Here is a 21,143-nt window from a genome sequence, read left to right on the forward strand (position 1 = left end):
TCCGGTACGGAAAAAGAAGTCGGAAAAAAACTGCAAAACCTGGGGTCCTGCGAACCAATCCACTGCCGCCGCCCGCACCGGCTTGGAGCGGCTGCGGCAGGGTGGGTCATGGATCGGACCTGGGATTTTACTGTGTTCTCGGCCAGCCTGGACCGGCCGCCCGCTCAGCCCCCTGCGCCGGGCGGCAGGAGCTGCTCCAGGGCCACCGGCCGATGCAGCAGAAAGCCCTGGCTGAAATCCACCCCCAGGCGGCCCAAGCGGGCCTGGGCGGCCTCGCTGTCGACACAGCCGGCCACCGTGCGCAGGCCCACCACCTGGGCCACATCCACAAAGGCGCGCACCGCGGCCTCGTCGAGCGGATCCTCGGCCAGATCGCGCACGAACTGGCCGGCGATCTTGAGGTAATCGAGCGGCAGGCTCTTGAGATAGCCGAAACTCGATGCTCCGGCGCCGAACTCATCCAGCGCGGCACTGGCGCCCAGGGCCCGCACCTGTTCCAGAAACAGGGCCGCATCGGCCAAGCCGGCCAGGGCCGTGTGCTCGCTGATCTCGAAGCAGAGCTGGGCGCAGACCTCGGGGCCCGCCGCGCGCAGCAAGTCCAGGGCCCAGCGGTGAAACGCCCGGTCGCCGATGGCCTGCTCGGACAGATTGAGGCTCAGCAGCCCCACCTGGCGCGGCAGCCGCGCCTGCAGGCACTGCACCACCTCGGCCAGCACCCAGCGGTCGATCTGGGCCGCCATCTGAAAGCGGGCGGCCGCCGGCAAGAAGGCGGCGGGCAGCACCAGGCCCGGCGCAGCAGCAGCAGCCGTCGCCGCTGCCTCGGCCTGGCCGCTGCCCGTGGGCGCCTCCTCGCGCATGCGCAGCAGCACCTCGGCGCGTAAGGCCCCAGGCGCCAGGGCGGTGCGCTGGCCGCGCAGCGAGCGGCGCCAGGCCTGGCCGACACCGGTTTCGCCGGCCTTGCCGGCCTCGGCCGGGTGGGCCGAATGGGCCGGGCCCGCCAAGGCCTCGATGCGCTGGCCGTGCAGGACAAAACGCCCCTCGCGGAGGGCCCGGGCGATGCGCGCCTGCCACTGCTGCTCGGCGCTGCGCGTGGCACGGTGGGCCGGGCTGTCCTGCCAGACCTGCACCCGGTTGCGCCCGGCCTGCTTGGCGGCGTAGCAAGCGCCATCGGCTGCCTGCAGCGCCAACTCCAGATGGTGCCAACGCCCATCGAGCGGCAGCAGGCCGATGCTGGCGCCGATCGGGAAGCGCCGGCCGTCGTGGCTGAACTGGAACGCCTCCATGCGCTCGCAGATCTGGCGCGCCACGCGCTCGGCCTGGGCCGGCGGGCAATGCTCCAGCAGCAGGGCGAACTCGTCGCCGCCCAGGCGCGCCAGGGTGTCATGGCCGCGCACCACCCCGGCCAGCAGGCGCGCCACCTGCTGCAGCAAGACATCGCCGACGGCGTGGCCACAGGCATCGTTGACGGCCTTGAACTGATCCAGGTCGATGTAGAGCAAGGCATGGCGGGCCGGGGTGGATTGGGCTCCATCCTCAGGCACCTCCTCGGGCACGCCCTCGGCCGCCATGCGCTCCAGCAAGCCCCGCAGCCGGCTCTCGAACTCGCTGCGGTTGAACAGGCCGGTCAACGGATCGTGGCTGGCGCGGAAGCTCATTTCGCCGGCCAGGCGGCGCTGTTCGGTCACATCGTGGAACACCAGCACGGCGCCGAGCAGCTCGCCGCGCTCGTTGCGGATGGGCGCGGCCGAATCCTCCACGCCCAGGCGCCGGCCATCGGGCGTCAGCAGCAGGGCCTGGCTGGCCAGCCCTGCCGGCCGGCCCGTGGCCAGGCAGCGCGCGACCGGGTTCTCCAGGGTTTCGCCGCTGGTCTCGTGCACGACATGGAAGACCTGCTCCAGCGGCCGCCCGGCGGCGCTGGCGGCGGGCCAGCCGCTCATGCGCTCGGCCGCGGGGTTGAGCCAACGCACCTGGCCGCGGGCATCGGTGGTGATGACGGCATCGCCGATCGAGCGCAGGGTCACGCGCAGCAGCTCATGCTGCTCGGCCAGCTCGGCCGCCAGCTGCTCGGCCAGCTCGGCCGCCAGGCGGCGCATCTCGGTCAGATCCCAGTTGCTGCCGACCAGGCGCAAGGCCCGGCCCTGCTCGTCGCGGATGACGCGGCCCGAGGCGCGCAGATGATGAGTGCTGCCGTCCGGCCAGACCACCCGGAACTCGGTCAGAAAAGGTTGGCCGCTGTCGATGGCCTGCAGCATGGCCTGGTGCGAGGCGGCCAGGTCCTGCGGGTGGACATGGCGCGACCAGAGTTCGTAGGCGCTGGCCGGCGAGCGCGCACCCAGGCCGGGCGCCGGCGGGGTGAGGCCGTAGAGCCGGTACATCCAGCTGTCCCAGTGCATCTCGCCGCTGCCGAGGTCCCACTCCCAGATGCCGATCTGGCCGCTGTCGGCCGCCACCGAGAGGCGCTCTTCGCTGGCGCGCAGCCGGGCCTGCATCTGCACCTGTTCGCTGACATCCTCGACCGTGCCGACAAAGCCCAGCACCTGCTGCTGCGGCCCCAGCACCGGGCGGGCGCGCGAATGGACATGGCGCTCGCTGCGGTCGGGCCGGCGCAAACGGAACTGCTGGTCGAACTCGCTGCGCAGGGCGGCACAGCGCTGCCACTCGGCCAGGACCCGCCCGGCATCGTCGGGGTGCAGGGTGGCCGGCCAGCCGCGGCCCAGACTTTGCGCATGGCTGAGCCCGTAGATCGCCTGCCAGCGCGGGTTGGTGTAGGTGCATTCGCCCTCGGCATCGGTGGCAAAGATGCCCAGGGGCGAGGATTCGCTGAGGGTGCGCAGCCAGGCCTCGCGGGCCGCCAGCTCGCGCGCCATGCGCTGAGCATCCAGCTCGGCGCGCCGGCCTTGCAAGGCCAGGGCGGCCGCCTGCGCCAGCTGGCGCAAGACCCCGGCCTGGCTGGCCGTGAGCCGGCGCGGCACATGGTCCAGCACACACAGCGTGCCCACCGCCTGCCCGTCTCGCAGGCGCAGCGGCATGCCGGCATAAAAACGCAGACCTGGCTGACCGGCCCCGCCGCGCACCAGCGGGCGGGCCGAAAACCGGGCATCGAGCGCCGCGTCGGGCACCTCAAAAAGATCCGTGCCCTGGATGGCGCTGTCGCAGCAGGTCAGCTCACGCGGCAGGGATTTGACCTCGCTGCAGCCCACCCCCGCTTTGAACCAGACCCGCCGCGCATCCACCAAGGCCAGGCGGGCCACGGGCGCATCACAAGCCAGGGCGGCCGCCTGCACCAGGGCATCGAACTCGGCCTCGGGCTCGCTGTCCAGCACCTCCAGCGCGAGCAAGGCAGCCAGGCGCTCGGTTTCCACCGAAGGCGGCAACATCTGCGACATGGGCCCCTCCTGCTGTGCGCCTGCCCAGCCATCCGGGCGGCGCGCCGCGATTCTTGCAATCGATTGTGCGGCGCCGCCGCCGGCGCCGCACCCGGGTTCGCCCTGATCCGTCAGCCCGCCGCGGGCCAGCTCAGCCGCGCGATTGCAAGAAGGCTTGCGCCAGAGCCCGGCCGCTGCGCCAGGCGCCTTCGACCTTGCCGCCCATCAGCCAGTCGCCACACAGACCGAGGCCGGCGGCGGCATCCCAGTCGCAGCCCAGGTCCAGCGGCGGCGCGCTGTCGGCATAGCGCCAGCGGTGCACCGCCAGTTGATCGGGCGCACGGCCGCCCAGCGCGGCAAAGGCAGCCAGCAAAGGTTCGCTGGCCTGCTCGGGCGTCAGCTCCAGATTCGCCTCGCTCCACTCGGCCTCGGCGTGCAGCAGCCAGGTCTCAGCCACGCCGGCCGGGGCGCGACTGGGCTTGCTGCTGTCGCGTGCGACCCAGCGCAGCGGGCCCTGGTTGACGAAGGCGGCATCGAAATCCAGGCCCAGGGCCTGCTCGTAGTGCAGCATCAGCGCCCAGCTGCCGCGCATGCGGGCGGCGGCAGCGCGGGCACGTAGGGCCTCGCTGTGGCCCGCCAGCAGGGGCACGGCCTGCGGCGCGGGCACAGCCAGCAGCACCGCGGCAAACGCTTGGGTCGCCAGCGCCTGATGCTCGGCTTCAGCCAGCTGCAGCTGCCAGGCCCCATCGGCACGGCGCTGCAGGCCTTGCACCGTGGCCTGCAGCTGCACCGGCAGCGACTGGGCCAGCCAGCGCGCCGGCGCCGTCATCTGCGGCAGGCCGACGAAACGCTCCGTCTCACCGGCGCCGCGCGCCTCGGGCTGCGGCCCGAAAACACGCAGGCGCGGCTGCCAGGGCGCGGCCACGCCGGCCGCCTGCCAGCGCGCCAGCTCAGCGCGGAACTCGGGGGCGCGCGCGGTGAAGTACTGGGCGCCGTGGTCGCATTGCCAGCCCTCGCCGCGGCGCGTGCTCATGCGGCCGGCCGGGCCGCGGCTCTTCTCGAACAGCTGCACCGGCACGCCCGCCGCTTGCAAAGCCTGGGCGCAGGACAGGCCGGCCAGGCCGGCGCCGACGATGGCCACGGGGGCGGCGGAAGAAGCAGACATGGGCTGGGGCATCAGGATCGAACAGGTTGCCGATTGTGCGGGCCCGCAGGCCTGCGGGTGGGTCGCTCGCCACAAGCGCCGCGGCCGGGCTCGGGCATTGCCGGCCGGCGCTGCGCGGCCCGCGGGCTTGGGCTAGGCTGCGCCCCATGAGTTCCTCACACCCGGCCCCGCCCCTGCACCCCAAGAAACTGCTGCACAGCAAATGGACCGCGCTGCAGCCGCAGCAGCGCGAGCGGCATTTCCTGGTCAGCCGGGTGATCGCGCCCGAGATCGGCCCCAGCGGGCAGCCGGGCCCGATCGAGTGGATCGAGCTGGAGGCGGTGCTGTCCAAGCGGGTGCAGCGCCTGGCCTGGCGCGAGTTGCGCGACAGCGAGCGTTGGCGCCAGGGGTGGCTGGCATGAGTGAGGCCCCCCCATTCCAGGGCATGGCCAGCTTGCCCGAGAGCTACCGCGCCCTGGTGATCGGCGCTTCGGGCGCCCTGGGCGCGGCTTTTGTGGCTCAGCTGCAGGCCGACCCGCGCTGTGCGGGCGTGACCGGTCTGCACCGGCACTCCGTCCCCGCCCTGGACTTTGCCGACGAAGCCAGCATCGCCGCGGCCGCACAAGCCCTGCGTGAGCAAGCGCCCTTCCACTTGCTCATCAACGCCGCCGGCCTGCTGCACAGCGCCGACTTCATGCCCGAGAAAAAGCTCGGCGAGCTCAGCTATGCCCAGCTGCAGGCCACCTTTCTGGTCAACACCTTCGGCCCGGCCCTGCTGCTGCGCCACCTGGTGCCCCTGATGGACAGGCAGCGCAGCCTGCTGGCCCTGCTCTCGGCCAAGGTGGGCAGCATCGAGGACAACCGCCTGGGCGGCTGGTACAGCTACCGGGCCTCCAAGGCGGCGCTGAACATGCTGATCAAGACCGCGGCGATTGAAGCCAAACGCCAGCTGCCCGGCGCGGCCCTGATCGCTCTGCACCCAGGCACGGTCAGCTCGGCCCTGTCACGGCCGTTTCGCGGCGACGAGATCGGCCGGCCGCCGGCCCTGGCCGCACAGGAAATGCTGGCCGTGCTGGACCGCGTGCAGGCCGAGGACAGCGGCAGCTTCTTGAGCTACCAGGGCGAGCGACTGCCCTGGTGAACGCAGGCTCAGCGCGTGAGCAAGAGATTGCCCACGCCGTGGTTCATGGCATTGAGCAGATCGCCGTTGTCCTGGGTCAGCTCCCAGGCGAACAGGCCGGCCAGGCCCTGCTTGACGGCGTACCGGCCCTTGGCGATGACGGCGCGCGGGTCGTCGTAACCCATCCAGAGCTTGTGCTTGGGGTGGAACAGGCTCCAGGACTGGGTCTGGGCATCGAACTGGGCCAGATAGCCGTTCACGCCCTGGCCCTTGGGCCCGAGGTAGCGGGCGGCGATTTCGCGGTAGCCGGCCGAGCCATCGGCGCCGGGGTAGCCGCCGGTCTTGCTGGCCCCCGTCTGCGCACGCTCGACGCCGGCAAAGCCGCGGCCGTACATGGCCACGCCGCCCACCAGCTTGGCGCGCGGCACGCCGGCGACCTCGAGGTTGCGCACCGAGCGGTCGAGGCTGTCGTCGGCCTCGATGCCGGCGGTGTTGCGGCTGCTCATCAGCGTCGTGTGGTGGCCCGCCGCGGCTGACCAGTTGCCATAGAAGTCGTAGGTCATCATGAAGATGAGATCGAGCGCGGGGGCGGCCTGCTTGAAGTTGATGCGCTTGACCACCGTCTCGCCGCTGTTGATGGCCGTGCTCAGCAAATAGGGCCGGCCGGTCTCGGCCTCCAGGCGCTGCAGGCCGCGGCGCAGGTCCACCATCAGATCGGCATAGGCCTGGCCATCGGCCGGGCCGCCCAGGGGCACGCCGTTGGCGGAACCGTTGTCGCCGGGGTGCTCCCAGTCGATGTCGATGCCGTCGAAGCTCGGGTGATCGCGCAAGAACTGCAGCGACGACTCGACAAAGACCGCGCGCTTGGCCGCATCGGGCGCCATGTGGAAGAAGCCGTCCGAGCCGCCCCAGCCACCGACCGAGGCCAGCACCTTGACCTGGGGCTCGCGCGCCTTCAAGCGCGCGAAGGCGGCGTCAAAGGTTTTCTCGGCGCCGCCGGTGCTGAGCTGGAAATCCTTTTTGCCCTCGCAGCGCGCTGCGTCCTTGACGATCTGACCCGGGCCGCACAGGCGCAGAAAGGAATACAGCAAGTGCGTCACGCTGCCGGCCGGGATGCGGTCGACATGGGCAGCGCTCTCCCACATGGGCACGTAGACCCCCACGACCTTGGCGCTGGTGCGCTCGACCGGCAGGGGCTTGGCGCCGAACACAGGGTACGGCGGCGCATCGGCAGCCTGAGCCGAAGCCGACAGCAGCAACATGCACAGCGCAGAGGCGGCCAGGGCCGGGCGAGAGGGAAACAGCGACAACTTCAACATGATCGAACAGCAGGCTCCAAACAGCGACGCCGGAGACTAGCAGGGGCAGGCGCCCCGCCACCTCAAGATTGGCTTAAGCGGCTCACGAATGAGGGCGCAGGCCGCGCACGGCGGCCATCACTCACGGCGCCAGATCGACGCGCAGCTGCAGCTCGCGCTGGGTCTGCGATTCGGCCGCCCGGGTGCTGAGCACGCCGCGCTCCTGCGCCTGCACCGCCGCGCCGGTGCGCGCCACCGTCAGCCATTCGCCCAGGCGCAGCTGCACGCTGCTGTCGAGCTGGGTTTGGCCCGCGGGAACGCCGTTCGGGCCGGGCTCGCCCGAGGGGGTTTGCACCTTGATGTCCAGGCGCGCCGGCTGCTGGCCGCCGGGCCAGAACACGGCCACGGTGAAGCCACGCGTCTGCTTGACAAAGCCGCTGCGTGGCACGGCACGCACGCGCGCATCCGCCATGCCGGGCACGCCGCCGCCCGCCGCCGCGGCGCCGTCCATCTGCACCGAGACATCGACCCACTGCACCGGCACTTTCTCGTTGAGCTGGAACTGCGCCTGGCGGCCGTTCAGCACCAGCACGCGCTGGGTCTGCTGGCCGCTCTGGCTGTGGCTGCTCGTGCTCAGGCTCACACCGGGCGTGGGCGAAACACTGCCGCCCGTGCCCACCACCACCGCGCCATCGCGCACGCCGGCCAGGCTGGCGCCGTCCATGCGGCTTTCCACCCAGCGCATCTCGACCCAAAGATTGCGCGGGGGCAGCTTGGCCGCGGGCTGGGCCAGCGCGAGCAGCGGCATCAGGCCCAGTCCGGCAAGAAGCAGGCAGGCACGACGGGGAAGCAAGTGGAGTGCGTTCATGCGCCCAGCATAGGCCGGCCCGGCCTAGCGCGCCAGCGCGGCCAGGGCCGGAATGCCGACCGGCGGCTGCGCGCACCAGGGCAGCCAGAACAGGCGCTGGACCAGATGCTCGTCCACGATGCGCTGCATCTGCCGCCGCTCGCCCGCCAGGCGGGCGCTGAGCAAGGGATCGTGCGCACCAGCGGCCAGCAGGCTGCGGTTCATGATCCAGGCAAAGGGCTCGATGCCGGCGCGGCGCAGATCGCTTTGCAGCGCGGCTGCTTGTGAGACCGGCGTCTGTTCGGCCAGGGTCACCAAGAGGATGCGGGTGTAGGCCGGGTCTTGCAAGCGCATCAGCGGCGTGATCAGTCGTGCGCTCGCACCACCACCACCACCACCACCACCACCACCACCACTGCCACCACCACCCTGCAGCTCGCGGCGCATCTGGCGGTCGTAGGCGCCGGTGGCGTCCATCAACAGCAGGGAGTGGCCGGTGGGCGCGGTGTCCAGCACGACAAAAGCGCTGCGCGCCTCGCTGACCACGCGCGAAAAGGCGTGGAACACCGCCACCTCTTCGGTGCAGGGCGATTGCAGATCCTCCAGCAGCAGGGCGCGGCCGGCCTCATCCAGATCGCGGCCCTTGTGGGCCATGACCTTGGCGATGTAGGCCTCGGTCTCGCGCTTGGGATCGATGGCATCAACGCGCAAACCGGGCAGCTCGCCCTGCAGCGTGGGCAGCACATGGGCGGCCGGGTCGGTGGTGCTCAGGTGCACCGCATGGCCGCGCTGCACCAGGCCGATGGCCAGGGCCGCGGCGATGGTGGTCTTGCCCACGCCGCCCTTGCCCATGACCAGGATCAGGCCCCGGCCGGCGGCGGCCAGCTCATCGCACAGGGCCGACAGGCGGGCGGATTCACTGGGCGCTGCCAAGCTCACAGCTTCGCTCGGCTGCATCGGAAGCGGCGCGCCAGGCTCTTGAAACAAGGCGCGCAGCGCGGCCAGGCCCACCATGTCCACCGGCCGCAGCGGCAACTCGCGGCGCGGCAGTGCGGCCAAGGCCGCCGGCATGGCTTCCAGCGCCGCCTGGCCCTGGGCCTCGAGCGCGGCCGCCACCGGGTCATCCGCCACGCTGGCATGGAAGACACCGTTGACCAGCAGGCGCTGGCGCTGCAAGCCCAAACCCTGCAGCTCGACGGCACTGCGCGCGGCCTCGTCCAGCGCGCCGCGCTCGGGCCGGGCCACCAGCACCACCTCGGTCAGCGCCGGGTCGCACAAGGCCGCCAACGCGGCCTGGAAGCGTGCCTCCTGCATCTTCAAGCCCGAGTGCGGGCCTAGGCAGGAAGCGCCGCGATCGTTGTCGGCCAGAAAGCCGCTCCAGGCCTTGGGCAGGCTGAGCAGGCGCAGGGTGTGGCCGGTGGGTGCGGTGTCGAAGACGATGTGGTCAAAGCCCGGCGCGCCTTCGGCCAGCAGGCTGGCGAACTCGTCAAAGGCCGCGATCTCGGTGGTGCAGGCGCCGCTGAGCTGCTCGCGCACCGTGTCCCGCTCGGCGGCACTGGCACCGGCGCCCAGCTGGGCCAGCACGCGCTGGCGGTAGTCCTCGGCGGCCTGGTTGGGGTCGATGTTCATGACCGACAAGCCCGGCGCTCCTGGCACCGAAACCGGCTGCTGGCGCAAGGGGATGGCCAGCATCTCGTCGAGGTTGGAGGCCGCGTCGGTGCTGACCAGCAGCACGCGCCGGCCGGCGTCGGCCAGGGCCAAGGCGGTGGCGGTGGAGCAAGAGGTTTTGCCGACACCGCCCTTGCCGGTGAAGAACTGGAAACGCGGGGTAGTCGAGATGTCCATGGGCTCAGCCTAATGCAGCATCAAGGCCTTGACTCTGCGCTGGGTCACGCCACCTGCGTTCTGGCTTTGCGCAGCGGCCACAACAGATTCAGCGCCAGACCGGCCAGCACCAGGCCGGCGGCGATCAGCTTCCAGGCCGGCAGGCCTTCGCCCAGCACCAGGGCCGCGGTGCTCATGCCGAAGACGGGCACCAGCAAGGCCAAGGGCACGACGGTGGCCGGCGCATGGCGGGCCAGCAGCCAGCCCCAGGCGGCGTAGCCGAACAAGGTGTTGCCCAGGGCCTGCCAGAGCACCGCGGCCCAGGTGCCGAGATCCGCCTTGTGCAAGCCCGCGGCCATGGCCTGCGGCCCCTCGACCAGCAGGGACAGCAGCAGGAGCGGCGGCACGGCGAAGACGCTGGTCCAGACCATATAGGCCAGCATGTTCACGCGCCCGGCCTGCTTGCCCACCATATTGGCGCAGGCCCAGCTGAAGGCCGCGGCCAGCACCATGGCCAGGCCCAGCGGCGTGGCGCTGCCGTCGGTGTGGCTGGCGATCAGGGCGATGCCGGAGGCGGCCAGGCCCAGGGCCAGCCATTGGTAGCCCTTGACCGGCTCGCGGGTCAGGCGCATGGACAGCATCAGGGTGAAGAAGACCTGGGTCTGGATCACCAGCGAAGCCAGGCCGGGCGAGATGGCCGGCTGCGGACCGCGCATGGCCAGAAACAGCAGGCCGAACTGACCGACGCCGATCAAGAGCCCATAGCTGGCGAGATTGCGCCAGGGCAAGTCGGGCCGCTGGATAAAGAACACCGCCGGCAGCACCGCAAAGCTGAAGCGCAGGGTGGCAAAGAGCAAAGGTGGCAGGGCGTCAAGTCCCAGCCGGATGACGACGAAATTGCTGCCCCAGATGGCCACCACGGCCAAGGCCAACAAAAAGTGCGCGAAGGGCAGGCGGTTGCTGGCGCTCATAGGGCTAGGCGTCGAGGGTGGGTGCGCCCAAGCCTAGCAGCTGCTTGCCCTCTGCCGGATCCGGCCGGGCGGCCACCGCCCATGAGCCCCATCAAGCCATCAGGCCCGGCGACGCCCCTGGCTGACCATCACACCAAGGGCCAGCAAACCCGCCAAGAGCAGAGCCGCGCTGGCGGGCTCCGGCACCGGCGACACCTGGCCAGCGCCATTGATCGTGTTGACGAAGCTGCCCATGTCCTTGTTCAGATAGCCACTGGTCACCAGCACATAACGGCTGCCGGCGCTCAGGTCGAGGCTCAGCTTGGCGGCACCAAAGCCAAGGCCGCTGGAGCCCTTGAGGATGTTGACCCGCGCATCGGCCGGATTGAAGGCGGTTTGGTAGAGGAACAGGTAGTTGTCCCACACGCCACCTGTCGGGCTGGTGTCACCGGGCACCAAGCTTTCAAAACTGTAGCTGCCGGCTTGGCTGACGCTGAACTCGAAGGCATTGAAATGCACCGCATTGGCCACGGTGGACAGATTGGGGCCGCTGCCGATCAGGCGCTGGAAGGTCGGGCTGCTGCTGATGTCGCCGCTGAACTGGTAGGTCTCAGCGTGGGCGGCGCCAGCGGTACTGAGCAGGCAGGCGGCGGCCAGGGCCGCAAGTCGGAACATATTGTGGGGCTTGGTATTCATGAGAAAGGTCTCCTCCTCGATCGATGTTGTGAGTGCGGGCCTGGCGCGCATGGCATTGAACTGGCCCGCGACGGCTCCGCCGCCTTACCGCCTAACGGTCGGTTCAGTCGGGGAGCGGAATATAGAGTTCTTTCCCCCAGCTTCGCACCAGGGAAAACCAGCCTACGCCAACGAAGAAGCAATCAGCGCCGCCGCGCCGCCCGATCGGCCGGGTAGATGACCACGCGCTGCAGCCAGAGCGCGAACTTGTGGCCGCGCGGCTGGGCCGTGCCCTGCAGGCCGGCCAGCAAAGCGTCCGCGCGCAGTTGCAGGCGGCGACCGCGCGCATCTAGGCGGCAGCGCGCCGGGTCCAGCCGGGCCTGCACAACCCAGGCTTGCGGCAGGTCCACGCCCGCGGCGCGCACCTCGTCACAGGAGAGCCAGGGCTGGCCCTCGGCGTCGCGCTCGATGTGCAGGTAGGCACCCATGAAGCTGTAGCGCTGACCCTGGACATCGGCCCAGCGCGCCGGCGCGGCCCAGGCCCAGAGCTCGGGCAGCCCTTCCGCCAGGGCCGGCATTAAAAAGAACCACAGCCCCGGCGCACAGAAGATCAGGCCCCAGAAGCCCAGCCCCCAGAGCGGCAGCAGGCACAGCAGCAGGCCGAACACCCCCTGGCCGAGCAGGCGCAGGCCCGACTGCTCGCCATTGCTGCGGCGCACCGCCGCACGCATGGCCCGCCGCAGCGCCTGGCTTTGGCGGGCGGCAATGGCGTCCAGATCGGCCCAGGCCATGGCAGTGGCAGCCCTTCAGCCGCCCCTCAGCCGCCGCGCAAATGCCGCAGCGGCACACCGCCGCCGGCCTTCACCTCACCCAGCGAGAAGCTGGTGTGCACATCCTTGACATTGGGCAGGTGCAGCAGCGTGTCGATGGTGAAGCGGCTGAAGGCGTCGAGGTCGGTGGCCAGCACCTGCAACTCGAAGGTGCCGGCGCCCGAGATGTAGTGGCAGGAGATCACCTCGGGCAGCTGGCGCAGTGCGTCTTCCAGCGGCTTGGTCGAGGTGCCGGTGTTGCGGTCGGCGTCCACGCGCACAAAGGCGAGCACGCCCAGGCCGATCTTGCGGCGGTCGATCTCGGCGCGGTAGCCGGTGATGAAGCCCTGCTCCTCCAGCCAGCGCACGCGCCGCCAGGTGGGCGCGGTGGACAGGCCGATGCGGGCCGAGAGCTCGGCGTTGGAGAGGCGCGCGTCGCGCTGCAGCTCGGCCAGGATGGCGATGTGATAACGGTCGAGGGTGTCGCCCTGGGGCAGCAGATCCACGGCGGCAGCGGCATCGGCGCCCGCGTCCGTGGCCGGGTCCGCGGCGCCGGCAAAAGACTGCGGGTTTTTACTAGGTCCGGGCTTTCTCGATGCCATTTCTTGCCCCAAAACAGATTGCTGGAAAGATTATTGCTCAGCGCCCGGGTTTCCAAGACCAAATAGAAAGCACCGCTCGCGACCCTTTCCCTACACTGGCGCCTGCCTTTTGAAGGGCAAATACCGTGCTGCGGCCCTGTACACAGGGCCTGCAGGCCGGACATACTGTGCCGCACCCAGTGCCGGCATCCAATGCACACGGGAGCATGGCCGCCACAAGCGGCAGCAGCCAGCCCGGTTCCACCCCGAGACAAGCCGAGATCCCCACCATGAATGCTCCCCTGCCCGATCACGTCCTGCGCGCGCTCGAAAAGGTCACGCTGGACGACAAATACGCGCTGGACAACGGCCGCGCCTTCATGAGCGGGGTGCAAGCCCTGGTGCGCCTGCCCATGCTGCAGCGCACGCGCGATGCCATCGCCGGGCTGAACACCGCCGGTTTCGTGTCGGGCTACCGCGGTTCGCCGCTCGGTGGCTACGACCAGGCGCTGATGGCGGCCAAGAAGCATCTGGCCAAGCAGAACATCGTCTTCCAGCCCGGCGTCAACGAGGAACTCGGCGCCACCGCCGTCTGGGGCACGCAGCAGCTCGAGCTGTTCAAGGAAAAGGCCAAGTTCGACGGCGTGTTCGGCATCTGGTACGGCAAGGGCCCGGGCGTGGACCGCTGCATCGATGTGTTCAAGCACGCAAACATGGCCGGCACCTCCAAGCATGGCGGCGTGATCGCCATCGCCGGCGATGACCACATCGCCAAGAGCTCCACCGCCGCCCACCAGAGCGACCACGTCTTCAAGGCCGCCGGCTTCCCGGTCTTCTTCCCCAGCAGCGTGCAAGACATCCTGGACATGGGCTTGCACGCCTTTGCCATGAGCCGCTTCTCGGGCCTGTGGTCGGGCATGAAGACCATCCAGGAAATCGTCGAGTCGGGTGCCAGCGTCAGCGTCGATCCGGACCGCGTCAACATCATCACGCCGGACGATTTCCCCATGCCCCCGGGCGGCCTGCACATCCGCTGGCCCGACCCGCCGCTGGACCAGGAAGCGCGCATGCTCGACCACAAGTGGTACGCGGCCCTGGCCTATGTGCGCGCCAACAAGCTCAACTACAACGTCATCGCCACGCCGAACGACCGCCTGGGCCTGATCGCCTCGGGCAAGGCCTGGAACGACACCCGCCAGGCCCTGCACGACCTGGGCCTTGATGACGACACCTGCCGCCGCCTCGGCATCCGCCTGCACAAGGTCAATGTGGTCTGGCCGCTGGAGGCCAATATCACGCGCGATTTCGCGACCGGCCTGCAGGAGATCCTGGTCATCGAAGAAAAGCGCCAGGTCATCGAATACCAGATCAAGGAGCAGCTCTACAACTGGCGCTCCGACGTGCGCCCGCATGTGCTGGGCAAGTTCGACGACGACGCCGAAGGCGGCATGGGTGGCGAGTGGGGCCTGCCCAACCCCAGCAAGAACTGGCTGCTGCGCCCGCAGGCCGACCTGACCCCGGCCATCATCGCCCGCGCGATCGCCAAGCGCCTGAAGAAGCTGGGCGTGGATGCCGATGTGGCCGCCCGCCTGGACGCCCGCGTGGCCCTGATCGACGGCAAGGAAAACGCCCTCAAGCAGGAAGAGAAAGCCGCCGGTGGCGCCGACCGCACCCCCTGGTTCTGCTCGGGCTGCCCGCACAACACCAGCACCCGCGTGCCCGAGGGCTCGCGCGCCGTGGGCGGCATCGGCTGCCACTACATGGTCACCTGGATGCCGGGCCGCAACACCGCCACCTTCACCCAGATGGGTGGCGAGGGCGTGCCCTGGGTCGGCCAGGCCGCCTTCACCAACGAGAAGCACATCTTCTCCAACCTCGGTGACGGCACCTACTTCCACAGCGGCATCCTGGCGATCCGCCAAAGCATCGCCGCCGGTGTGAACATCACCTACAAGGTGCTCTACAACGACGCCGTCGCCATGACCGGCGGCCAGCAGGTGGGCGAGCGCGCCGAGGGCCACACGGTGCTGCAGATCATGAACAGCCTGGTCTCGGAGGGCGTGGCCAAGCTGGTCATCGTCACCGACGAGCCGGACAAGTACATGGGCGTGGCCCTGGCCAGCGGCGTGACCGTGCACCACCGCGACGAGCTCGACGCCATCCAGCGCCAGTTCCGCGAGATCCCCGGCACCACGGCCATCATCTACGACCAGACCTGCGCCACCGAAAAGCGCCGCCGCCGCAAGCGCGGCAAGCTGGCCGATCCGGCCAAGCGCACCGTCATCAACGAGCTGGTCTGCGAGGGCTGCGGCGACTGCTCGATCCAGTCCAACTGCCTGTCCATCGAGCCGCTGGAGACCGATTTCGGCCGCAAGCGCCAGATCAACCAGAACACCTGCAACAAGGACTTCAGCTGCGTCAAAGGCTTCTGCCCCAGCTTCGTCACCATCGAGGGCGGCGAGCTGAAGAAGCCCAAGAAAGACAAGCGCATCTCGCCCTTTGATGCCAAGCTGGGCGCCCTGCCCGAGCCCAGCATTCCCAACGCGCAGGAAGCCTGGGGCATCGTCGTCGCCGGCGTCGGCGGCACCGGCGTCATCACCATCGGCCAGCTGCTGGGCATGGCGGCCCATCTGGAAGGCAAGGGCGTGATCACGCAGGACGCCGCCGGTCTGGCGCAAAAGGGTGGCGCCACCTGGAGCCACATCCAGATCGCCAACCGTGCCGAAGACATCCACTGCACCAAGGTCGGCACGGCCGAGGCGCAGCTGGTGATCGCCTGCGATTCCATCGTCGCCGCCAACAAGGCCACCTTGGCCGTGATGCGCGAGGGCCGCACCTTTGTGGCCTTGAACACCCACGGCTCGCCGACCGCGGCCCTGGTGAACAACGCCGACTGGTCCTTCCCCGGCGCCTCTTGCGAGGCCGCCGTGGCCAAGGCCGTGGGCGCCGATCACTTCCGCGCCTTCGATGCCGAGGACGTGGCCGTCAAGCTGCTGGGCGACTCGCTCTACACCAACCCGCTGATGCTGGGCTATGCCTGGCAGCAGGGTCGCATCCCGTTGTCCCACGCCGCGCTGATGCGCGCCATCGAATTGAACGGCGTGCAGATCGACAACAACAAGGCCGCCTTCGAATGGGGCCGCCGCTGCGCCCATGATCTGGCCGGCGTGCAATCGCTGTTCGCCGCTCAGCAGGTGATCCAGATCGTCAAGCGCCCGGGCGTGGACGAGCTGGTGGCCAAGCGCGTGGACTTCCTGACCGGCTACCAGAACGCGGTCTATGCCGCGCAGTACAAGGCCTTCGTCGAGAAGGTGCGCGCGGCCGAGGGCAGCCTGAACAGCACGGCGCTCACCGAGGCCGTGGCCAAGTACCTGTTCAAGCTCATGGCCTACAAGGACGAGTACGAAGTCGCCCGCCTGCACACCGACAAGAGCTTTGTCGAGAAGGTGGCCAGCCAGTTCGAAGGCAATTACAAGCTGGTGCACCACCTGGCCCCGCCGCTGCTGGCCAAGAAGAACGACAAGGGCGAGCTGGTCAAGCAGCAGATGGGCGCCTGGGTCCGCCCGGCCTTCGGCCTGCTGGCCAAGCTCAAGGGCTTGCGCGGCACGGCGCTGGACATCTTCGGCTACACGGCTGAACGCAAGATGGAACGCGCCCTGATCGGCGAATACCGCGCCAGCATCGAAGCCATCCTGGCCAAGGGCCTGAGCGCCGATCGCCTCAAGCTGGCCACCGAGATTGCCCGCATCCCCGAAGAGATTCGTGGTTATGGCCATGTCAAGGAGCGCCATGTCCACGCGGCCAAGGCCAAGTGGGAAACGCTGATGCAGCAGTGGAAGCAGCAGGCCTGATTGCCGGGCACTCACCTGCACACAAAAGCCCGCCCGGATACGGCGGGCTTTTTCTTTGGGCTTTTGCGTGATTGCGTTGGCGTTTGAACAGCAGGAATCGACCACGGAGACACGGAGACACGGAGGAAGTCTGGGCTGCTGCCGGTTTCATGGACACCTTGTTAAGGTGTGAAGTGAAATCGGAGGTTGGAGCAGGTCATTGCCCTCGAGAAGCTGACGAAGGAAGAGCGAAAGAAGCTTCGTGAGTCAGACACGGAGGTGATTGCCGGACTGCTTGATTTGAAGAGCCGCGTGGAGGCGACCTTGAGTCCAAATGCGGCGAGCGTGGCAGCCCGAATTGAGGGATTTGCCAAATCCGTGGACGGAAGTTAGGAAGTTCCCTTGCGACTTCCGCGAACAACCTCAGAAGGCATGAGCCCTGCGCGCCACCACAGGCCCCACAAGCTCGCTCAAAAGCCCGTCAATTCCCGGCACCCTTCGCCCCCCCGCTGAACGCCCTACGGGCCGCACCAGGCCTTGCGGTGCCCTCGCTCGCCAGGACCGGCAAAAGCGACCCATTTAGACCGCGGGCGGGGCGGGGTCCCGAGCGCGCGCCAAAAGGAGTCCCGTGCCTGAACACCTGAATCGGCACCCACGGAGGCGCTCGAAGCTTGGGTCGGCGCGAAATGCTGGTCTTCGGCACTTCCGTGGATCAACAAGCATCCGTAACCACAAAATGTGCGAAGATCAAGCAAATTTTTAATTTTGGAGGGCTTAATGCTGCTTCGATTTGGCGTTGCGAACCACGGATCTATCGCCACATACCAAGAGCTTCAGCTGACTGCTACCGCGCTCAAAGATGCGGAGCATGGGCTATTCGTATTTGGAACGGGCGAAGGGAGCCCTGCCAGCAAAGTGTTCCGCGTACTGCCTGTTGCGGGCATCTATGGCGCGAACGCGTCAGGGAAGTCGACGCTACTGTCAGCGTTCGAGTTCTTCATTGGCGGAATTGTTACCTCGCACACAGGAGTTGCTGCTAGCGCGGGAACGCCCTACTTTCCATTCCGCCTCGACGAAGAATCTCGCAAGCTCCCGTCCCAATACGACGCCGATGTCGTCTTGGATGGCATCCGATATCACTACGGATACGTTGTAGATGGCAAGAAGATTGCGCGTGAGTGGCTCTACTCTTTTGACCTGGCCGCTAGCCGTCAAGCGCGCACCATCCTGTTCATCCGAGAGACCGATGACAAACTCCTTACTGAATTTCAGTTCAGCAAGAGCTTGCGGGGCGAGAACAAATTAATTTCGAAGCTTGTTCGTCCGAATAGCTTATTCCTCTCCGCCGCAGCACAGAACGCGCATCCACAGCTCGGACCACTTTTTGACTACTTTTATAAGAACGTGGCCCAACGGCTGGACAGCGCCATTGAAGAATCAACTATTCCAGAACAGCTAGAAACGTATTTCGGAAATGATGAAGCTCGCCGAGCAACAGCTGTCGAATTCCTCAAGGCTGCAGATATTGGAATAGCCGGGATTGATTTCTCCAAAGCCCCAATCGGAGAACGAGAAACTCTGCTCTTACAAGAGCTCGAGCAAATTCTTCGCAAACACTATCCAAAGAGCGAGGAAATTTCGCTTATTGACGGCAAGAAAAAGGAACGCGCCAAGGTAAGCCTTTTGCACCTTGGGGCAGACGGAAAGAAATATCCCATTGCACTTCAACAAGAAAGCTCAGGAACGCGTGCACTCTTGCAGCTTCTGGGCCCCGCATTTGCGCGCCTGGGCAGCGGCGGCCTGCTCATAGTCGATGAACTGAATAGTGCCCTTCACCCCCTCGTGTCTAGAGAACTGATACGCCTCTTTTCGTCCCCGGTTACGAACCCAGGCAAAGCGCAGCTCATCTTCACGACTCACGACACCAACTTGCTGAGTGGTGGTCTTCTCAGGCGAGATCAAGTTTGGTTCACAGAGAAAGATCCCACTGGCGCTACCCACGTTTATGCCCTGAGCGACATTAAGGTGCGGGCCAACGACAACTTGGAGCGGGGCTACTTAATGGGACGCTTCGGCGCGATCCCATTCATGGGATGCGGGTTAACCGATTTCGCAAATCTGTTTCAAAAAGCTATCCAGGAAGATAGCAAATGAAGAAGCCTCCTTCGACTCCATCCATTGTTCGACGCTCGGCATTTGCAAGTCCCAAAGTGGAGCTGGTCGTAGCGTGTGAAGGCAAAAACACCGAGCGTCGCTACTTGGAGGATTGCAAATCGGAGTACGGTGCAGGGTTAGTGAAGCTTCGATTTCTTCCAATCACCGGTGTTCCGCTTACGGTAGTGAACGCGGCCATAGAAGAGCGGCAACGACTCATTGCGCAGAGGAACAGGTCAAAAGACAGCTTTGACGTGTTCCGCGTGTGGGCAGTATTCGATAGAGACGCGCACCCAAACGTCGACGAGGCATTGAGCCTTGCGGAAGAAAACAAGATTGACGTTGCGTACTCCAATCCATGCTTTGAGATCTGGCCGCTCCTTCACCTGATTGACTACGGCGCGCAGGATGGGCGCCACGCCGTGCAGGCAAGACTCCGCGAGGAAATGCCGAACTACGATCATGACAAGGGGGCAATAGTGGACTTCCAGCTGATTAAGGATGCCTTTCCAACTGCGTATGAGCGGGCGCGTGTTCACAATTCAGCGCGAGTAGTTGAAGGAGCGCCGCGCGGCTGCCCATCCACAACCGTTGGCGAGCTGGTCAAGAAGATGGCTGAGAACGGCAAGTGCGTGTTTGCGAGAAGGCAATCCCATACCTAGTCGACCATGCAAAACGCCTAGAACCCGCATGAACACTGGTGATGCGGGGTGAATGCCGATGGTCAGAACTCCCAGAATCAAATTCAATGGCCCCTGATTCCTGGGAGTTCTGGAGGGCTGGCGATGGCGACTGACGACTTCTTCCGCGCACGGCTGGACGGCATGGTGGATCCCCGCCATCCGCTTGCAGTCCTTGGTCGGCGGATGCCCTGGTCGCAGATTGAAGCCTCGCTGGCGCCGCTGTTCGCGCGCAAGGCCCGCATGGGCAAGTCTCGCGAGGACGCCGATATGTTTGGCCCCACGCTGGTGGTGGCCGCCGGCGGCGTCAGCCGCGCGGGCCGGCCGCGCCTGCCGATCCGGCTGATGGTCTCGCTGCTGTACCTCAAGCATGCTTTCAACGAGAGCGACGAATCGGTGGTGGAGCGCTGGTCGGAGAACGTGGTCTGGCAGCTCTTCAGCGGCATGGAGCACTACCAGAGCAAGCTGCCCTGCGACGCCACGCAGATCGGGCGCTTCCGGCGCGTGCTGGGCGAAGCCGGCGTGGAGCAGTTGCTCAAGACGACCATTGAGGCGGCCGTGGCCATGAAGGCGGTCAAGCCCGTGGAGCTGGAGCGGGTGACGGTGGACACGACCGTCCAGGAGAAGGCCGTTGCCCACCCGACGGACAGCCGGTTGTTGGAGGTCGCCCGAGCCAAGATCGCCCACTTGGCCAAACGTGCAGGGCTGCAGCTGAAGAAGACGCATGAACGCGAGGGGCAGACCTTGCGTCGCCGTGCCGGCGGCTACGCCCACGCCAAGCAGTTCAAGCGACTGCGCCAAGTGGTACGCCGCCAGCGCACGATCCTGGGCGTGCTGCTGCGCGAGGTGCAGCGCAAGATGACGACGCTCGCGCAGGCCACGCAGGATCAGCTCAAGCCCTGGCTGGAGCGCGCCGAACGCATCCGCAGTCAACGACCTCACGACAAGAACAAGCTCTACGCCCTGCACGCGCCCGAGGTCGAATGCATCGGCAAAGGGAAGGCCCGCAAGCCCTACGAGTTCGGCGTCAAGGTGAGCCTGGCGGTGGCGCACAAGAGCGGCCTGATCGTCGGCGCCCGCAGCTTCCCCGGCAACCCCTTCGATGGGCACACGCTGGCGCAGCAACTCGAACAGACCGGCACCTTGCTGCAAGACCTCGGCGTCAAGCCCAAGACCGCCGTCGTCGACCTGGGCTATCGCGGTGTCGACAGCGACATCAGCCCCGTGGAACTGATCCACTGGGGCAAGTACAAGTCCTTGAATGCGCAGCAGCGGCGCTGGCTCAAACGTCGGCAGGCGATCGAGCCGACCATTGGCCACACCAAGCACGACCACCGGATGGACAAGTGCTGGCTCAAGGGCTCCGACGGGGACGCGCTGCACGCCGTGCTGTGTGCTGCCGGCTTCAACATCCGCTGGCTGATGCGGGCGCTGCAGCGCCAGCGTCTGGCCGGCAGCCTGAAGCACGTTTGCTTGGCCTCAATCGCCCTATGCGCGACCTGGCTGGTGGGCCTCATGGCCGTGTTGAACGGCCTCCTCGGCGCCAAAGCTGCTCAACAGCGTTGGTCGCCGCTCAGTCCAGCATGACCACAAGCTGCTCGCCGTCCACTCCCGACTGCGAACCCCCGCCGAAATGGATTTCGCAGGTCTGACTACCTAGGCAGCTAGGTAGAGAGCGCACAAAAATGTGTGCCTGTTTTCGACGTTTACGAACCCGTCTGCATGATTTGCGTTAGCAATCCACTCTACCCTGCTGCGGGGTACACGGTCGAACGAGTCGATTTGGGCAAGTTCGGGGGCAAGTCTCAAACAAGTTCGGGGTCAAGCAAGTTCGCAAAGTCCGGGGTCAAGTCTCAAAAGTTAAGC

15 protein-coding genes are annotated in these 21,143 nt (G+C 67.2%); 6 read left to right on the top strand and 9 right to left on the bottom strand.

Translation table 11 applies throughout. The features are described 5' to 3' along the window. Positions 1-164 precede the first annotated feature (164 nt). Positions 165-3,386, bottom strand: a complete 3,222-nt coding sequence (locus OOB33_RS00580; protein ID WP_271007238.1) for an EAL domain-containing protein — start codon at positions 3,384-3,386, stop codon at positions 165-167. A 130-nt stretch (positions 3,387-3,516) separates the two neighbouring features. Continuing rightward, the gene (locus OOB33_RS00585; protein ID WP_271007239.1) at positions 3,517-4,530 is read right to left on the bottom strand and encodes an NAD(P)/FAD-dependent oxidoreductase; all 1,014 of its coding nucleotides are present in this window, start codon (positions 4,528-4,530) and stop codon (positions 3,517-3,519) included. A 146-nt stretch (positions 4,531-4,676) separates the two neighbouring features. On the opposite strand from OOB33_RS00585, the gene OOB33_RS00590 reads away from it, so the two are divergent. Then, the gene (locus OOB33_RS00590) at positions 4,677-4,931 is read left to right on the top strand and encodes a TIGR02450 family Trp-rich protein (protein ID WP_102769359.1); all 255 of its coding nucleotides are present in this window, start codon (positions 4,677-4,679) and stop codon (positions 4,929-4,931) included. After that, positions 4,928-5,650: an SDR family NAD(P)-dependent oxidoreductase gene (locus OOB33_RS00595; protein WP_271007240.1), complete on the top strand. Its 723-nt coding sequence runs from the start codon at positions 4,928-4,930 to the stop codon at positions 5,648-5,650. The genes OOB33_RS00590 and OOB33_RS00595 overlap by 4 nt, the downstream gene beginning before the upstream one ends. An 8-nt stretch (positions 5,651-5,658) precedes the next feature. Here OOB33_RS00595 and OOB33_RS00600 read toward each other — a convergent pair whose 3' ends face one another. The 7 genes from OOB33_RS00600 to OOB33_RS00630 form a co-directional block, all read right to left on the bottom strand. Continuing rightward, on the bottom strand, positions 5,659-6,948 hold the full coding sequence (locus OOB33_RS00600; RefSeq protein ID WP_271007241.1) for a glycoside hydrolase family 18 protein: 1,290 nt from the start codon (positions 6,946-6,948) through the stop codon (positions 5,659-5,661). 121 nt (positions 6,949-7,069) lie between these two features. Further along, positions 7,070-7,795, bottom strand: a complete 726-nt coding sequence (locus OOB33_RS00605; RefSeq protein WP_271007242.1) for a hypothetical protein — start codon at positions 7,793-7,795, stop codon at positions 7,070-7,072. A gap of 24 nt (positions 7,796-7,819) precedes the next feature. After that, the gene (gene arsA, locus OOB33_RS00610) at positions 7,820-9,619 is read right to left on the bottom strand and encodes an arsenical pump-driving ATPase (protein WP_271007243.1); all 1,800 of its coding nucleotides are present in this window, start codon (positions 9,617-9,619) and stop codon (positions 7,820-7,822) included. Positions 9,620-9,663: 44 nt separating this feature from the next. Continuing rightward, positions 9,664-10,551 (bottom strand): EamA family transporter, encoded by an 888-nt coding sequence (locus tag OOB33_RS00615; protein ID WP_271009997.1) that lies wholly within the window; start codon positions 10,549-10,551, stop codon positions 9,664-9,666. A gap of 117 nt (positions 10,552-10,668) precedes the next feature. Beyond that, positions 10,669-11,244, bottom strand: a complete 576-nt coding sequence (locus tag OOB33_RS00620) for a PEP-CTERM sorting domain-containing protein (RefSeq protein ID WP_271007244.1) — start codon at positions 11,242-11,244, stop codon at positions 10,669-10,671. A gap of 182 nt (positions 11,245-11,426) precedes the next feature. Continuing rightward, a complete protein-coding gene (locus OOB33_RS00625) occupies positions 11,427-12,014 on the bottom strand; it encodes a hypothetical protein (protein ID WP_271007245.1) in 588 nt (195 codons plus the stop codon). A gap of 26 nt (positions 12,015-12,040) precedes the next feature. Continuing rightward, positions 12,041-12,634, bottom strand: coding sequence for an Lrp/AsnC family transcriptional regulator (locus OOB33_RS00630; protein ID WP_271007246.1), 594 nt, complete (start codon positions 12,632-12,634; stop codon positions 12,041-12,043). A gap of 269 nt (positions 12,635-12,903) precedes the next feature. Between OOB33_RS00630 and OOB33_RS00635 the strand changes: the two genes are divergently transcribed. The 4 genes from OOB33_RS00635 to OOB33_RS00650 all read left to right on the top strand — a co-directional run bounded on the left by OOB33_RS00635 (position 12,904) and on the right by OOB33_RS00650 (position 20,864). Further along, a complete protein-coding gene (locus OOB33_RS00635) occupies positions 12,904-16,464 on the top strand; it encodes an indolepyruvate ferredoxin oxidoreductase family protein (protein ID WP_271007247.1) in 3,561 nt (1,186 codons plus the stop codon). Positions 16,465-17,220: 756 nt separating this feature from the next. Continuing rightward, positions 17,221-18,597: an AAA family ATPase gene (locus OOB33_RS00640; RefSeq protein WP_271007248.1), complete on the top strand. Its 1,377-nt coding sequence runs from the start codon at positions 17,221-17,223 to the stop codon at positions 18,595-18,597. Then, positions 18,594-19,259: an RloB family protein gene (locus OOB33_RS00645; RefSeq protein ID WP_271007249.1), complete on the top strand. Its 666-nt coding sequence runs from the start codon at positions 18,594-18,596 to the stop codon at positions 19,257-19,259. The genes OOB33_RS00640 and OOB33_RS00645 overlap by 4 nt, the downstream gene beginning before the upstream one ends. Positions 19,260-19,382: 123 nt before the next feature. Continuing rightward, positions 19,383-20,864, top strand: a complete 1,482-nt coding sequence (locus OOB33_RS00650; protein WP_442952978.1) for an IS5 family transposase — start codon at positions 19,383-19,385, stop codon at positions 20,862-20,864. Positions 20,865-21,143 lie beyond the last annotated feature (279 nt).

It is taken from the genome of Paucibacter sp. B51, from assembly GCF_027863535.1.
In the GTDB taxonomy this organism is placed as follows: Bacteria; Pseudomonadota; Gammaproteobacteria; order Burkholderiales; family Burkholderiaceae_C; genus Paucibacter_A; species Paucibacter_A aquatilis.